The organism is Haloplanus sp. GDY1 (assembly GCF_023703775.1).
Lineage (GTDB): Archaea > Halobacteriota > Halobacteria > Halobacteriales > Haloferacaceae > Haloplanus > Haloplanus halophilus.
Genome location: NZ_CP098514.1, coordinates 1,251,084 through 1,265,006 on the forward strand (window position 1 = coordinate 1,251,084; position 13,923 = coordinate 1,265,006).

The following is a 13,923-nucleotide window of genomic DNA, read 5'->3' on the forward strand; positions in this document are numbered from 1 at the left end:
GACGGCGCGAGCGCCGACTACTCCACGTAGTCGATGTCGTCGCCGCCAGACGGTTCCGGCGCCGGTTCGTCGTCGCCGCGGCCGTAGATCTGGGGCGACTCGACGCCCGTGACGACGATCATCGTCCGCATCGTCCCGTCGAGTTCCTCGTCGATGGAGGTGCCCCAGATGATGCGGGCGTCGGGGTCGATCCGGTCGTAGATCTCCTCGACGACGCCCTCGGCCTCCTCGATGGCCATGTCGGTGCCGCCGGTGACGTTCACGAGCGCCGAGTTGGCACCGGAGATGTCCACGTCCAGCAGGGGCGAGCGCAGCGCCGAGCGCACCGAGTCCTGTGCCTTCTGCTCGGAGTCGCTCTCGCCGAGGCCGATCATGGCGACGCCGCCCTTCTCCATGACCGTCTTCACGTCCGCGAAGTCGAGGTTGACGAGGCCGGGCTTGGTGATGAGCTCCGTGATGCCCTTCACCGAGCGCATCAGCACCTCGTCGGACACCTTGAACGCCTGCCGGACGGGGAGTTTCCCGACCGAGTCCAGCAGGCGGTCGTTGGGCACCACGATGACGGTGTCGGCAACGTCGCGCAGGCGTTCGAGGCCGGCCTCGGCGTTGGTCCGGCGGACCTCGCCCTCCGCGGTGAAGGGCGTGGTCACGATGGCGATGGTGAGCGCGCCGGACTCGCGGGCCGCCTCGGCGACGACGGGCGCCGACCCGGTGCCGGTGCCGCCGCCCAGACCCGCGGTGACGAACACCATGTCGGAGCCCTGGATGGCGCCGTAGATGTCCTCCTGGCTCTCGATGGCGGCCTCCTCCCCCACCTGCGGGAGCGAACCGGCGCCGCGGCCGCCGGTCTTCTCCTCCCCCATCAGGATCTTGGTGTCGGCCTCCACGTCGACGAGGTGTTGCACGTCGGTGTTGGCGGCGACGAGGTTGGCGCCCTTGATCCCCTCCTCGGCCATGCGGTTGACCGTGTTGCCGCCGGCGCCCCCACAGCCGACGACGGTGATATCGGTCTGGAGGTCCTCCAGGACGTCCTGGAGTTCCTCGTCGGTCATCTCTCCCGTTCGATTCCCGGTGTCGGCGGACGTGTCGGTCGCGGGCTCCCGGCTGGCGTCGACCCCTGCCGCGGCCCCATCCCCCGGCTCCTCGGCTTCTTCGATTGCATCCTCCACGATGGAGTCCATGGTATGCCCACGCGTTTCGAAGGCAGCCACATTATCTTTCCGCCCGTTGTCACGCGCGCGTCTGACGCTCCGCGGAACCGCTTCGTGGAGCGCGTCTTGCGCCCGTCAGACATTAGTCAGAGAGCTTACGTTTCCGGAGCCTCGACGACGGGGAAGCGCTCGACCCGCTCGGTTCGCACCGCCGAGGGGTCGATCCGTTCGCCGTCGACTTCGACCGCCCGTCCGTCCGCGAGGCGGCCGAACGCCGGCCCCTCGGGCACGCCGAGGTCGCTCGCGGCCGCCGGGTCGAACGCCTCGGTGCGCGCGACCACTTCGCCGTCCCGTCGGCTCACCTCGTCGTAGTCGTCGGCGAGGACGCGCGACAGCGCGTCGGTCGTCGCCTCGGCCGCCGCCGCCGGATCGGCGGCCGACAGCGCGACCCGGCCGCGGGGTCGCGTACCCCCCTCGGTCGTCTCGAAGGCGACGGCGTGGTCCGCGACGGCGGCCCGCGCGGCCTCGGCGTCGACGCCGTGGGCCGCGTCGACGAGGGCGGTCGGCAGGTCCGTGACGACGACGGCGTCCCCGGCCGTCCCCTCGAACGCCGGCACCACCTCGCCGAACCGCAGGCCGTCGGTGACGTCGTCCAGACGCTCCTCCACGGCCTCGACGACGGGGAGCGGGTGGGCGCTCGTCTCCCGCAGCCACGTCTCGGTCACGACCCGGTAGCCCAGGTCGGTGAGGACGTCCGTCAGCCCCGGCCGGCCACCCTCGACGAGGACGGTGTCGGTGCCGCTCGCCTCGACCGCTCGGCGGAGGACGTCCCGGTTCGTGGCGGGGTTGCCCATCGCCTCGAGGCCCCAGTCGGCGGCGACGTGGCCGACCGCCCACGCCGTCTCGCGGACGATCCGACCGAACCGGGGCGCGTAGTGGCCGCCGCCGAAGCCCGCGACCTGTTTGTCCCGGTCCGCCGTGACCCCGCACAGGTCGAGGACGGCACGGGCGACGGCGCGGGCGCCCGCCGGGTCCGACCACTGCGCCTCCCCGCTCCCGAGTTCGACGAACATCGACGGGACGCCCACGTTCGTCGGGCCGTGGTGGGTGCACTCGGTGCCGACGTCGTAGCCCGCCGGCGCGTACTCGTCGAGCGCCGCGACGGCTTCGGCCGCGGCGTTGGGACAGGCGCGGGCGAACTCGCCCGCCTCGCCGCCGTACTCCGCGTCGCCGAAGTTGCCCGTGAAGTGGGCCGTCAGGAGCGCCCCCGTCTCCCCCGAGTGACGGGAGACGACGACCAGCAGGTCGGGGTCGTCGAAGGCGGCGTCCGGTTCGTCGAGGTGGATGTGGAGGTCGTCGAAGGTCCGCAGTTCGAAGCCGTCGGTGCGGTAGTAGGTGCCACCGCCCTCGCCGTCGGGGCGGCGCTCGTCGCGGCGTTCGGTCCAGTCGGCGAGGTCGAGCAACGCCTCGCCGATGCGTTCGGAGGCGCTGTCGGCGCGACTGACGACGATAGCGATCACGGCGAACCCTGGCGGTCGACCCTCAAAACGGACTCGATTCGCGGCCCGGCGGTCAGCCTTCCGTGACCACCAGCACCGGCCGGTCGACGGTCCGGAGGACCCGCCCCGCGACGGTACCCAGTTGCTGGCCGGCGAGGTTCGACTGCCCCTCCGAGGACATGACGACCACGTCGACGTCGTTCTCGTCGACGTACTCGCCGATGGCGTCGTGGGCGGCGCCGCGAATCACGGCGCGTCGCACGTCCATCTCGGACGCGTCCACCGTCGCGAGCAGTTCGTCGACCGCCTGGTGGCCGCGCGTCTCCAGGCGCTCGATGTACTCCCTGTCGACGCCGCCGGCGTTGAACACGCCCGCCTCGGCCTGGACGTCCACGACGTTGAGGACGTGCAGCGCGGCGTCGAAGCGACGGGCCAGGTCGGCGCCGTAGGGGCCGGCGGCGGCGGCGAGGTCGCTGCCGTCCGTGGTCACGAGGACGTCCCCGTACGCGGTGCCGGTGTCGCTGTCGACGTCGCCCTCCGGGACCGTCAGCACCGGCACGGGGCTCCGGCGCAGGACGCGTTCGGTGACGGTGCCGAGCAGTCGCGACCGGATCCCGGACCGGCCGCGCCGTCCCATCACGACCAGGTCGGCGCCGCGTTGCTCGGCCCGCGCCGCGATGGTCTTGGCCGGTTTCCCCGAGAGGAGTTCCGTCTCGACCGCGACGCCGGCGTCGTCGGCCATCCCGACGACGTCGTCGAGGACGGCCTGCCCCTCGTCGTCGTCGCCGCCGTAGACCGTGACGACGTCGACGGCGGCATCGTACTTGGCAGCCAGTTCCACACCGTGCTTGGCCGCCGAGCGGGCACAGTCGCTGCCGTCGACGGCGATCAGGATGTCGTCGAACATCTCAGTCCGCCCCCCTCGGTTGATCGCTGCTACTCGAAAACGCGTCGCTCACCGTCCCGGCGGACTGCCGGACGATGCTGCCCAGCGCCTCCCGTCGGGCGACGAACAGCGCCAGTCCCAGGACGATGTAGACGCCCGTGAACACCAGCAGGAGCTGGTAGTCGGAGATGGGGAGTTCGAGGAGCCCCCGGATGAGCAGGAACTCCGAGAGCACCTGTGTGAGAAAGAGCACGAGCAGGACGATGGCTTCCCGCACCGAGATTTCGAAGTTGACCAGCAGCGAGATGGCGAAGAAGGACTGCGCCGCGGTCAGCCAGATCTCGCCCGACTGCTTCTGGTCGAAGGGGAGCGCCCCGTACTGCCCGAGAGCGAGGGAGTAGACGACGACGAGCGTCCCGATCAGGAGCGTCCACTGGTTGAGCTTCGAGGAGATGAGCGCGTTGAACCCCGCCGTCGACCGCGCCTTGTTGACGAGGTAGACGACGACGATCAACTCGGGCGACTCCGAGGCCAGCGGCGCGATCCACTGGATCATGAAGAACGAGGGGATGCCGATGTTCTGTCCCAGCTGTTCGAGGCCGTGTGCGAACGGCTCGACCGCGGTGAAGATCATCAGGCCGGAGTAGACGAACAGGCCGATGACCGTCGCCGCGCGGTAGGGTTTCGGGAACCGCTGGAGGTAGGCCGGGACGCCGACGTGGGCATCGTCCGGGTCGACGTCGCCCCTCAGGACGACCGCGATGTACGCGACGTAGAGGCCGACGAGGAAGGCCATGTCGATGACGTCGATGCCGCCGTTGAGGGGGACGAGGAACGCCCACAGCGTGGCGAGAAAGAGGAAGACGATTTCGAGTCCGATGTCGCGGTCGAGGGAGACGGCGTCGGCGAGGAAGCCGTCGCGGGTCACCACCGCCGGATCGTCCGACGCCCCGCTCCGGAAGACGGTAAAGAGCGCGATGCCGGCCCAGCCGATGCCGATGAGGATGCGGTTCGCGCCGGTCATGTTGGCGACGGCGAGGTTCCCCGCTTCGATCCCCCGCTCCGTCCCCGCGTAGACGCCGGCGTTCCACGCGTAGAGCGCGTCGACGGCGTACTCCGGGGCGACCGCCAGCACCGCGAGGACGGCGATGGCGAAGGCCCGGGGGACGTCCTTCTCGGCCGTCTCGGCGCCCCACGCGAGCAGGAACGACGCGCCGAGCACCGACAGCCCGCTCACGGCAACCGTCGCGAGCGTCGAGAGCCCGTGTGCCGCCCCCGACAGGTAGGTGACGACCCACGGGAGCGTCAGCGCCCCCGCGCCGCCGAGCGCGGTGAGAGCCTGCCGTCTCATGGTTCGTCCCCGATTCCCGGGGACGTGCCGGCGCGTCCCGCGGCGAGTGTGCGTGTCTGAATCATGGAACCAGTCGTGTCTTTCGGTAGCATTCGCCCGGCTAATAAAACACAAGTTGTCGGTCCTCCGTCCGATATCGGCGCTCCGAGTGGGTTCTTCCCGGAGAATTCGCCGAGAAGCGGCGAATGCGATTATCGTTCGGTACGGACGCTCACAGCGTCGAATTCGAGCGTATCGCGGGCAGAGAGCCGTGATCCCCGTCCGGACGGGCGGGATCGGCGCGTCGGCGTCGCTCGCTCACCCCCCGTCCTCGGTCACGACCGGCGCGTCGGGCGCGCTCTTCTTGACGCTCTCGATGCCCCGTTTCGCGCCCTGTTTCGACGTGTAGCCCTCGCCGCTGTCGGCGATGATGTTGCCGTTGGACACCACGAGTCGCCACCGCCACTCGTCGGCCCGGTCCTGGTACAGTTCGAACCTCGGTGCGCGTGGCATACCGGCCGGGTGTACACGCGGGTGACTGATAAGCACCGGCGACGGCGGCGGACGCGTGGGCTTTTCCCCCCGCCCGCCCAACCCGCGGTCGATGCACGTCTACGGACTGATCGGCAACCCGGTCGGGCACTCGCTCTCGCCGCCGATGCACGAGGCGGCCTACCGGGAACTCGGCATGGACGCCAGATACGTCACCTTCGAACCCGACGCCGACGACGTCGCCCGCGCCGTCGACGGGGCGGCGGCGCTCGGAATCGACGGGCTCAACGTCACCATCCCGTTCAAGCAGGACGTCCTCGAGTTGGTCGAGCCCGACGACCTCGCGGCCCGCATCGGCGCGGTCAACACCGTCGACTTCTCGACGTCGCCCCCGCGGGGCTACAACACCGACGCCGCGGGGGTGCGCCGCGCCTTCGACCACCACGACGTTCCCCTCTCGGGGGCGGAGGCCGTCGTCGTCGGCGCCGGGGGCGCCGGCCGCGCCGTCGCCGTCGCGCTCGCGGAGGCCTGCGCGTCGGTCCACGTCGCCAACCGGACCGTCGACCGGGCGGAGTCGCTCGCGGCCGACGTGCGCGCGGACCGCCCCGCGGCCACGGTGACCGCCGGCGGCCTCGACACGCTCGACGACCGGGTCCCCGCCGCCGACGTCCTCGTCAACGCGACGAGCGTCGGGATGGAGGAAGACGAGACGCCGGTGCCCGCGCCCCTGCTCCACGGGAATCTGGCGGTCCTCGACGCGGTGTACTCCCCGGTGGAGACGCGCCTGCTCCGGGAGGCCGCCGCGGCGGGCGCGACCACCATCGACGGCGCCTGGATGCTCCTGTTCCAGGGCGTCGTCGCCTTCGAGCACTGGACCGGCCGGGACGCCCCGGTCGACGCGATGAACGCCGCCCTCCGGTCGCACCTCTGAGGGCCTCGAAGGTTTTTAAGTATCGGGCGACCGTAACAAGGTCCAATGGGTATCTTGGATACGCTCCTGTCGGTACTCGGACTGGGCGGCTCGTCGTCCGACGACGAGCGGCGGGAGACGACCGTCAGCGTCGAGCGCGAACGTGCGGAGACCGAGTCGGAGGCGGCCGTCAAGGGAACCGACTCCGTGGGCGACGGCGACGCGGCCGCCAGCGGGGCGGACGCGGCCGCGTCGACGGACTCGCTCGTCGACGCGGACGACGACGCCGCGGAACCCGCCGAGGCGGCGGGGCCGGGGGGCGACGACGCCGAAACCGAACTCGACACGGCGGACGCCGAGTCGGTCGGCGAGACGACCGGCGAACACGACGACGACGCGGCGTCGTCCGAATCGGTCGAGGTCATCAAGGGCATCGGTCCCGCGTACGCCGAACGGCTCGCGAGCGTCGGTATCGAGTCGGTGACGGACCTCGCGGCCGCCGACGCCGAGGAACTCGCGCCGAAGGTCGACCTCTCGGAAAAACGCGTCGGCCGGTGGATCGACCGCGCGAAGGACCGCTGACGCGCGATGCAGCACCACGTCGGCGGTGACCTCGTCGACGCCGACGACGCGACCCTGCCCGTCGACGACCGGGCGGTGGCGTTCGGCGACGGCGTGACCGACACCGTCCGCGTCTACGGGGGCGTCCCGTTCGCGTGGCCGGCCCACGCCGACCGCCTGTTCGACGCCTGTGCGGCCCTCGGGTTCGACCCGGACGTCGACGCCGCCGACCTGCGGTCCCGGATCGAGGCGACGGTGGCCGCCAACGACCTCGACGAGGCGCTGGTCCGCGTCTCGATCACCCGGGGCCGCGGCGGCGACGGATCGCCCGCGCTCCCCGGGGCCGCCCGGCTTCGCCCCCCGGTCGACCCCGATCCGACGGTCGTCGTCACCGCCACGCCCGTGCCGGCGTCGACGCCGCCGCTGACCGTCCAGACCGTCCGCACCCGCGCGAGTTCCGGGGACGTACCGACGGCGCTCACGCACGGCCGCCTCGACGCGGTGCGGGCCCAGGCCGAACTCCGGCGGGCCGCGCCGCCGGACGACGACCCGGCGGACGAGGCGCTGCTCCTCGACGCCGACGGACGGGTCGTGGGCGGGACGGTCACCGACGTCGCCTTCGTCGACGAGGAGGCCGTCCGGATGCCGGCGCTCGGCGACCGGACGCCGCGGACCGCCACCCGGTCGGTCGTCCGCGAACTCGCCCGGGACGAGGGACTGCCGGTCGTCGACGGCGCCTACACCCCCGCCGACGTGCGGGAGGCCGCCGAGGCGTTCGTCGCGGACCCGACCGCGGGGGTCCGCCCCCTGGCCCGCCTCGACGGCGTGCCGGTGGGCGGCGGCCCCGTCACCGACCTGCTCTCGGAACTGTTCGCGGCCCGCGTCGCCGCGACCCGCGGCCGATGACGTGAGCTATAAATCCCGGCGGCGGGTACCTCGGCCCGATGGACGCCGACCGACGGATCACGTCGCTGGACGCGGTTCCCGACGACACGACCGTTCTCTTCACCCTCCGCCGGCGCGACACCGACGAGCCTCGGGAGGCGGTGCTCGTCCGGACGGCCGACGGCGTGCGCGGCTGGTTGAACTACTGTCGACACCTGCTCGACGTGCGACTGGACAAGGGCTCGGGCGCCCCGATGCGCGACGGCGAACTCGTCTGTGCGAACCACGGCGCGTACTTCGAGGCCGACACCGGGTTCTGTACGTTCGGCCCCTGCGAGGGTGCCACCCTCGAAGCCGTCGACGTCACCGTCGTCGACGGTGACGTCTACCTGACCGACGAGGAGTACGCCTTCGTCGACACCGGGGCGCTCGACGACGGCGGTCCCGCCTCGTCCTCGGCCGTCGAGTTCTAGACGGGCCGCCCGAGCGACCGCCTCACTCCCGCGGTGACAAGGATTTTTGTCGCTGCCGGACGCACCGTCGACCATGTCCGCCCGGTCCTCCCTCCCCTCCGCGGCCCCCTCCACCGTCGACCGCATCGGCCCGCTCGTCGACGCCCTCGCCGTCCTCGCCGGCGGGGTCGGCGCGCTGCTCCTCCTCGGCGACCGCGGCCCGCTGCCCGCCGCCGTCGAGCGCCTCCGCTCGCTGACCGCCGTCGCCGGCGCACCGACGTCGCCGGTCGCACCGCTGGCACAGCCCGTCGCGTGGGCGACGCTCCTGCTCTGTCTGTCCGCCGTCGCGGCGTACGCGCTCTGGACGCGCCGCCGGTGGCTGGTGTGGACGCTCGCGGGCGTCGCCGGCGTCGTCGCCATCCTCGGCGTCACCGCCGGCGGGCTGTCGTTCGCACCGCTCGCCGCCCTCCTGTCCCTCGCCGCGGGGCTTCGGAGCTTTCGTGCGGGCCGCGCGACGGTCGAACAGCAGGACGTGACGCTCCGGTGAGGCCGGTCGCGGCGGTTCGCCGCGACGATCGGTCCCACGCTTTTGTACCGCGAGTGCGAACCGCCGACCGATGCCCTCCATCACACGCCGCCACCTGCTCGGCGGCGCCGCCGCCGTCGGGGCCGGCGGCTACGGCACCTACCGCCTGTACCGCGGGACGGTCGACGCCGCGTTCGAAACCTGGACCCCCGAGCCCGGGACGTGGCCGCTCCGCCGTTACGACCCCGCGAACACCGCCCACAACCCGAACGCGTCGCCGCCGCGCGAGCGGCCCTCGGTCCGCGAACTCGCCTCGATACCGTCCGCCGCCAGGTACCCCTCGGTCCCGCCGCTCGTCGGCCCGGACCACGTCGTCGTCTACGGATCGGGGCTCGCGGCCTCCCCCCGCGACGGCGGGCCGGCGGCGGGGACCGTCGAGGCCGCGACGCCCCGCGCCGGGTTCGGCCCCGACGGCCGCCTCCACACGGTCAGCCTCGAATCGGGTACCGCCACCGACCCCGCGGCCGTCGTCGGCTACGCCACCGGCGGCCTGCGCGAAGCGTACCGCACGCCGGTCGGCGCCGACAACCCACGAGGACTGATCGTCGGGGCGCGGGAGGTGTATCTCGGATCGACGGGCGGGACGCTCCGGAGCCTCGGCGTCGACGGCGGGCGACGCTGGCGGGCCGACGGCACGATGCCCGCCCTCGTCGACGGCCGACTGTACGCCGCCGGCGCCCCCCTCGACGGCACCGTCGCCTACGGCCGGCGAACGGGGCGGGACCGCTACCTCTACGCCGACCCCGAACGGGCCTGGAGCGCCGGTCCCGTCGACGGCTTCGTCCACGCTCCCGCCGTCGCCGACGGCCGCCTCGTGCAGGGCACCTACGCCGAGGGCGGCGGCGTCGTCGCCGCCGTCGACGCCGGGACCGGCGCCCGCCTCTGGGAGCCCCGCCGCCTGGGCCAGGACGTCGTCACCCCCGCCGTCGTCGCGGACCGCGGCTACGCGGCGGTCGGCACCGACGACGGGCGGGCCGGCCGCGTCGTCGCCCTCGACCTCGAAACCGGCGCCACCGTCTGGGACGACGGCGTCGAGTGGCACGCCGTCGCGCCCGCCGTCGCCGGGGACACCCTCGTCGTCGCCGGCGAACGGGTGGCGGGCGGCGAGCGGACCGCGGGAGTGGTGCGTGCCTACGACCGCCACGCGGGCGACCGGCTGTGGACCCACACCGTCCGGACGAGGCGGGGGGTCGGCGGGGTGGCGCTCGTCGGTGACCGCGTGGTGGTCGCCGCGGGCACGTCGGTGTACGAGTTGTCGTAGGTCACCCCGCCGGTCGCGCGGGTGGTCGACTTGATTCCCCCCTGATTCGAATCGACCGGGCGAGTGGTCCGACGGCCGACTCCCTCGTCGCTACGCTCCTCCGTCGTGATGGCCGTCAGAATATAGCGGGAGGTAGATTTGAACTACCGATCTCCGGGTTATGAGCCCGGCGGAATCTCCTGGCTATCCCATCCCGCTACCGGAATCGAATCCGGTCGCGGCATTAAGGGTTGTGATTCGCGTGCCGGACGGGAGTTCAGTCGGCGCCGACGCGCCACGTGAACAGTCCCTCGGTCAGGTAGTTCAGCAACATGCCACAGCCGATGCCGATGGCGTTGGCCACCGTCGGCCAGAGGTCCGCGCCGGCGACGTAGAGCGTGACGTCCGTCCACGCGGTCAGCGCCGTCAGGACGGCGAAGCCGACGAGCAGGCCGCCCGCCCGGACCAGATGTGACTTCAGGTAGCGCCGACCGCGGGGAAGCCAGCCGTCGGCGCCGGCCTCGGAGAAGGTCCACCGGTCGTTGATCAGGAACATCAGGGTGATGGACACCTCGGCGCCGACGGCCTTGGCGACCTGCGGGAGGGTGCCGTACCCCGCCGTCAGAACCGCGACGACGATGGTCTCGGCGGTGGCGCCGACGGCGCCGACGGAGACGAACTGGCCGAAGCGAAGCCCCGAGTACAGTTCCTCGAGTTTGCCCAGCCCGCCGTTCATCGGTGGTCTCGGTCGACGAGCGCGGGCGTCGAGTCCCGTGGCCGGTCCAGCAGTGCGTGCAGGCGGTCGTTCCGCAGCAGGCGCGCCCGGTGGCGGGAGACGACGAGGCCGCGGGCCAGACGGAGCGTCGTCCGCACGGGCGAGACGGTGGATTCGGGGCGGTCCTCCCAGACGACGGGCACCTCGACGATCCGACAGCCGACGGCGTCCGCGACGGCGATCAGTTCGATGTCCCACGCGAACCCCGGTTCGTGGAGGTGCGGGCGGATCCGCGTCCAGGCGTCGTTGGTGAGCGCCTTCGCCCCGCACTGGTAGTCGTGGAGGGGGACGTCGAGGAGGCGACGGGCCAGCCACGCGAAGCCGTCGCCGAGGTACCGGCGCGCGACGGTCTGGTGGGACTCGACGGTCGCGTCGGGGTGGCGGCGCGACCCCGCGGCGAGGTCGGCATCCCCCGATTCGACCGGCCGGATCACGTCCGCGATTGACGACGCCGGGGTGCTGCCGTCGGCGTCCGCGAAGGCCACCACGTCCGTCGAGAGCGCCTCGAACCCCGCGGTGATCGCCGCGCCCTTCCCCCGCCGTGTCGACGCCTCGTGGAGGGTGACCGGGAGCGCCTCGATCCGGTCGCGGACCCCGGGGTCCGCGGCGTCGAGTTCGACGCGGATCGTCTCGGGGGCGACCGCCTCGTGGAGGGCCTCGACGTAGGCTTCGAGGCGGTCGACGTCCGGGTGGTAGGCGGGGATCACCACCCCGACGGAGCGGGTCATGGGATCCTCTTTCGCGACGGTGGTAAAAAACCGAACGACTTCGCCTCCCCGACCCACACCACAAACGGTTTAGTGTCGGTGGATCGACCGTCCGACAGATGGAGTACGGGCTCGTCCTCCGCTGGCTGGTTCTCTACGGGATCCTCGGGGCGCTCGGCCGTCCGGTCGCGGCCCGCCTGTTCGCGACGCTCCCCGGTCGCGGCGCCGGCTTCGGCCTCCCGACGGCGCTCGTCGTCCTCGGCACCGTCGTCTACTGGGTCGGCCACCTCACCTTCGGCCCCCTCGCGCTCGCGGCGGGGGCCGTCGCCCTCGCCGGCCTCGCCCTCCTCACCGCGCTCGACCGCGAGGCGCTCCTCGACCGCCGGATCGGACTCGCCGACGGCGTCCGTCCCGACCGCCGGACCGCCGAGGCGGCCGTCGTCTTCGTCACCGCCTTCGCCCTCCTCGTCGCCGTCCGCGCCGTCGACCCGGCGGTCTACCCCATCGGCGGCGAGAAGTTCCTCGACTTCGGCCTCCTGCAGTCCCTCGACCGCGCCACCCGGCTCCCGCCCGAAGACATGTGGTTCGCGAACGAGCCGGTCGCCTACTACTACGGCGGCCACCTCCTGACGGCGACGCTCGCCGACCTCACGAGCACGGCGCCACGGTACGCCTACAACCTCTCGCTCGCCGGCTTCTACGCGACGCTGGTGACCGCCGCGTACGGCCTCGCCGGCGCCATCGCCCGCGACCGCGCCGGGTCGTGGCGCCTCGCCGGCCTCGCCGCGGCCTTCTTCGTCGGCCTCGCGAGCAACCTCGTCACCGTCTCGCGACTCGTCGTCGCCGTCCTCCCGGGGCCGCTCCGGACGGCCGCCGCGGACGTCGTCGCCGCCCGGACCCGCTACTCGACCGAGGCCGTGCTCTCCGGGTTCGAATCGTTCTCCTACTGGACCGCCAGCCGCGTCATCCCCGGGACGATCAACGAGTTCCCCCTGTTCGCGTGGCTGAACGGCGACCTCCACGCACACATGATGGGCACGCCCTTCCTCCTCCTGGGCGCCGGCCTCGCCTTCGCCCTCTACCGGACGCCGGCGGCCGACGTCCGCCGCCGGCGCGCCCTCGCGTTCGTCGCGGTACCCGTCCTCGCCGGCTTCCAGGCCGTCGTCGACACCTGGAGTTTCCCCTCCCTGTTCGGGCTGCTCTTTCTCGCACTCGCACTCGACGACGCGGAGCCGTGGACCGTCCTCTCGGCGCGCGTGGCGCGGTGGCGGGGGGCGCGCGACCCCGGCCCCGGACCGCTGACGGCCGAACTCGAACGTCTCGCCGGCTCGCTCGCCGTCGCCGTCGTCGCGGGCGCCCTCGGTGCCCTCCTCGCCGCGCCCTTCCTGCTCGGGGCCGCCGGCGGCCGCGAGGTGGCGATCCTGGCGGCCGCCGAGCGGTCCAGCCTCCCGGCGCTCCTTTTGGTTCACGGCGGGTTCGTCGCCGTCTTCGTCGCCTACCTGCTTGATCGGCTGTCCGTCGACCGGGTGCTCGCGCCGCTGCTCGGCCTCGGCGCCCTCGGCGTCCTCGCCCTGACGGCCGACCTCGCCGTCGCGCTCGTCGTCGGCCCGCTCCTGATCGTCGGGTGGGCCGCCAGCCGCACCGACCGTCCGGTCGGCTTCGAGACGGTGCTGATCGTCGCCGGCGCGGGGCTGGTCGGCATCGTCGAACTCGTCTACGTCCGCGAACTCGCCGGGCCGCTCCGCATGAACACGGTGTTCAAGACCTACTCGCAGGTGTGGGTGCTGTGGGGCGTGGCCGCCGGCGTCGCCCTGCCGGCGTTCGTCCGCTGGCCGGGCGGCGCCTCGGTGCCCGGCACCCGCGCCCGCTGGCTCAGAGCCGGCCTCGCCGTCGCCGTCGTCCTCGCGACGGTGCCCTACGCGGGGCTGGCGCTCCCGGCGCACTTCGGCGGCCCCGCCGATCCGACGCTCGACGCCACCCGGTTCGTCGAGCGCGAACACCCCGCGGAGGCGCCCGCCATCGCCTACGTCGACGACCTGTCGGGACAGCCGACGCTCCTCTCGGCGCCGGCGACGAGTCGGTATCCCGGCCCCGAGCGCGACGCCCCCGCGCCGCCCGGCATGTACAGTTGGGATTCGAGTCCGGCCGCCAGCCTCACCGGCGTGCCGACCGTCGCGGGCTGGCACCACGAGGTGGGGTATCGCGGCCGGGAGCCCTACCTCACGCGCGTCCGCGACGTCGACGACGCGTACACCGGCCCGCCCGAGCGCACCGTCGACGTACTCGAACGCTACGGCGTCGACTACGTGTGGGTCGGACCGGCCGAGCGAGCGCGCTACGGCGACGTCACGTTCGCCGGCGTCTCGGGGCTGACGCCGGTGTTCGAGAACGAGGCGGTGACGGTCTATCGGGTCGACGAGGGGGAACTGGGCGTTGCGTGAGCGACCGT

The 13,923-nt window shown here is 72.7% G+C and carries 14 protein-coding genes and 1 tRNA gene; 7 read left to right on the forward strand and 8 right to left on the reverse strand.

The window, feature by feature from the left end; all coding sequences use genetic code 11:
• Nucleotides 1-17 precede the first annotated feature (17 nt).
• From ftsZ to NBT67_RS06780, 5 genes are all read right to left on the reverse strand, one after another.
• Nucleotides 18-1,181 (reverse strand): cell division protein FtsZ, encoded by a 1,164-nt coding sequence (gene ftsZ, locus NBT67_RS06760; protein ID WP_251344081.1) that lies wholly within the window; start codon nt 1,179-1,181, stop codon nt 18-20.
• Nucleotides 1,182-1,306: 125 nt separating this feature from the next.
• Nucleotides 1,307-2,671, reverse strand: coding sequence for a D-aminoacyl-tRNA deacylase (locus NBT67_RS06765; protein ID WP_251344082.1), 1,365 nt, complete (start codon nt 2,669-2,671; stop codon nt 1,307-1,309).
• Nucleotides 2,672-2,723: 52 nt separating this feature from the next.
• Nucleotides 2,724-3,557 carry a universal stress protein gene (locus tag NBT67_RS06770; RefSeq protein ID WP_251344083.1) on the reverse strand — a complete coding sequence of 278 codons (834 nt, stop codon included), beginning with the start codon at nt 3,555-3,557 and terminating at the stop codon, nt 2,724-2,726.
• A gap of 1 nt (nt 3,558) precedes the next feature.
• Nucleotides 3,559-4,887 (reverse strand): sodium:calcium antiporter, encoded by a 1,329-nt coding sequence (locus NBT67_RS06775; RefSeq protein ID WP_251344084.1) that lies wholly within the window; start codon nt 4,885-4,887, stop codon nt 3,559-3,561.
• Between the two features lie 297 nt (nt 4,888-5,184).
• Complete coding sequence (locus NBT67_RS06780) at nt 5,185-5,379, reverse strand: HVO_2922 family protein (protein WP_251344085.1); 195 nt, start codon at nt 5,377-5,379, stop codon at nt 5,185-5,187.
• 91 nt (nt 5,380-5,470) lie between these two features.
• Between NBT67_RS06780 and NBT67_RS06785 the strand changes: the two genes are divergently transcribed.
• The 6 genes from NBT67_RS06785 to NBT67_RS06810 all read left to right on the forward strand — a co-directional run bounded on the left by NBT67_RS06785 (nt 5,471) and on the right by NBT67_RS06810 (nt 10,013).
• Nucleotides 5,471-6,289 (forward strand): shikimate dehydrogenase, encoded by an 819-nt coding sequence (locus tag NBT67_RS06785; RefSeq protein WP_251344086.1) that lies wholly within the window; start codon nt 5,471-5,473, stop codon nt 6,287-6,289.
• Nucleotides 6,290-6,334: 45 nt separating this feature from the next.
• Nucleotides 6,335-6,850, forward strand: a complete 516-nt coding sequence (locus tag NBT67_RS06790; protein WP_251344087.1) for a helix-hairpin-helix domain-containing protein — start codon at nt 6,335-6,337, stop codon at nt 6,848-6,850.
• A gap of 6 nt (nt 6,851-6,856) precedes the next feature.
• Nucleotides 6,857-7,735: an aminotransferase class IV gene (locus NBT67_RS06795; protein WP_251344088.1), complete on the forward strand. Its 879-nt coding sequence runs from the start codon at nt 6,857-6,859 to the stop codon at nt 7,733-7,735.
• A gap of 38 nt (nt 7,736-7,773) precedes the next feature.
• Nucleotides 7,774-8,187 (forward strand): Rieske (2Fe-2S) protein, encoded by a 414-nt coding sequence (locus NBT67_RS06800; RefSeq protein WP_251344089.1) that lies wholly within the window; start codon nt 7,774-7,776, stop codon nt 8,185-8,187.
• Nucleotides 8,188-8,260: 73 nt separating this feature from the next.
• A complete protein-coding gene (locus tag NBT67_RS06805) occupies nt 8,261-8,713 on the forward strand; it encodes a hypothetical protein (protein WP_251344090.1) in 453 nt (150 codons plus the stop codon).
• A gap of 70 nt (nt 8,714-8,783) precedes the next feature.
• Nucleotides 8,784-10,013, forward strand: a complete 1,230-nt coding sequence (locus NBT67_RS06810; RefSeq protein ID WP_251344091.1) for an outer membrane protein assembly factor BamB family protein — start codon at nt 8,784-8,786, stop codon at nt 10,011-10,013.
• A gap of 123 nt (nt 10,014-10,136) precedes the next feature.
• Here NBT67_RS06810 and NBT67_RS06815 read toward each other — a convergent pair.
• The 3 genes from NBT67_RS06815 to NBT67_RS06825 all read right to left on the reverse strand — a co-directional run bounded on the left by NBT67_RS06815 (nt 10,137) and on the right by NBT67_RS06825 (nt 11,495).
• A tRNA-Met gene (locus NBT67_RS06815) sits at nt 10,137-10,211 on the reverse strand.
• A gap of 58 nt (nt 10,212-10,269) precedes the next feature.
• Complete coding sequence (locus tag NBT67_RS06820; protein WP_251344092.1) at nt 10,270-10,728, reverse strand: GtrA family protein; 459 nt, start codon at nt 10,726-10,728, stop codon at nt 10,270-10,272.
• The gene (locus tag NBT67_RS06825) at nt 10,725-11,495 is read right to left on the reverse strand and encodes a glycosyltransferase (protein WP_251344093.1); all 771 of its coding nucleotides are present in this window, start codon (nt 11,493-11,495) and stop codon (nt 10,725-10,727) included. Before NBT67_RS06825 ends, NBT67_RS06820 begins: the two co-directional genes overlap by 4 nt.
• Nucleotides 11,496-11,593: 98 nt before the next feature.
• Here NBT67_RS06825 and NBT67_RS06830 point away from each other — a divergent pair, with 98 nt between their 5' ends.
• Nucleotides 11,594-13,915 carry a DUF2298 domain-containing protein gene (locus NBT67_RS06830; RefSeq protein ID WP_251344094.1) on the forward strand — a complete coding sequence of 774 codons (2,322 nt, stop codon included), beginning with the start codon at nt 11,594-11,596 and terminating at the stop codon, nt 13,913-13,915.
• Nucleotides 13,916-13,923 lie beyond the last annotated feature (8 nt).

Bases quoted from the DNA above. Each gene is read 5' to 3' on its own strand.
- ftsZ (WP_251344081.1), bottom strand. From the start codon at position 1,181: ATGGACTCCATCGTGGAGGATGCAATCGAAGAAGCCGAGGAGCCGGGG.
- NBT67_RS06770 (WP_251344083.1), bottom strand. From the start codon at position 3,557: ATGTTCGACGACATCCTGATCGCCGTCGACGGCAGCGACTGTGCCCGC.
- NBT67_RS06775 (WP_251344084.1), bottom strand. From the start codon at position 4,887: ATGAGACGGCAGGCTCTCACCGCGCTCGGCGGCGCGGGGGCGCTGACG.
- NBT67_RS06780 (WP_251344085.1), bottom strand. From the start codon at position 5,379: ATGCCACGCGCACCGAGGTTCGAACTGTACCAGGACCGGGCCGACGAG.
- NBT67_RS06785 (WP_251344086.1), top strand. From the start codon at position 5,471: ATGCACGTCTACGGACTGATCGGCAACCCGGTCGGGCACTCGCTCTCG.
- NBT67_RS06790 (WP_251344087.1), top strand. From the start codon at position 6,335: ATGGGTATCTTGGATACGCTCCTGTCGGTACTCGGACTGGGCGGCTCG.
- NBT67_RS06795 (WP_251344088.1), top strand. From the start codon at position 6,857: ATGCAGCACCACGTCGGCGGTGACCTCGTCGACGCCGACGACGCGACC.
- NBT67_RS06800 (WP_251344089.1), top strand. From the start codon at position 7,774: ATGGACGCCGACCGACGGATCACGTCGCTGGACGCGGTTCCCGACGAC.
- NBT67_RS06805 (WP_251344090.1), top strand. From the start codon at position 8,261: ATGTCCGCCCGGTCCTCCCTCCCCTCCGCGGCCCCCTCCACCGTCGAC.
- NBT67_RS06810 (WP_251344091.1), top strand. From the start codon at position 8,784: ATGCCCTCCATCACACGCCGCCACCTGCTCGGCGGCGCCGCCGCCGTC.
- NBT67_RS06820 (WP_251344092.1), bottom strand. From the start codon at position 10,728: ATGAACGGCGGGCTGGGCAAACTCGAGGAACTGTACTCGGGGCTTCGC.
- NBT67_RS06825 (WP_251344093.1), bottom strand. From the start codon at position 11,495: ATGACCCGCTCCGTCGGGGTGGTGATCCCCGCCTACCACCCGGACGTC.
- NBT67_RS06830 (WP_251344094.1), top strand. From the start codon at position 11,594: ATGGAGTACGGGCTCGTCCTCCGCTGGCTGGTTCTCTACGGGATCCTC.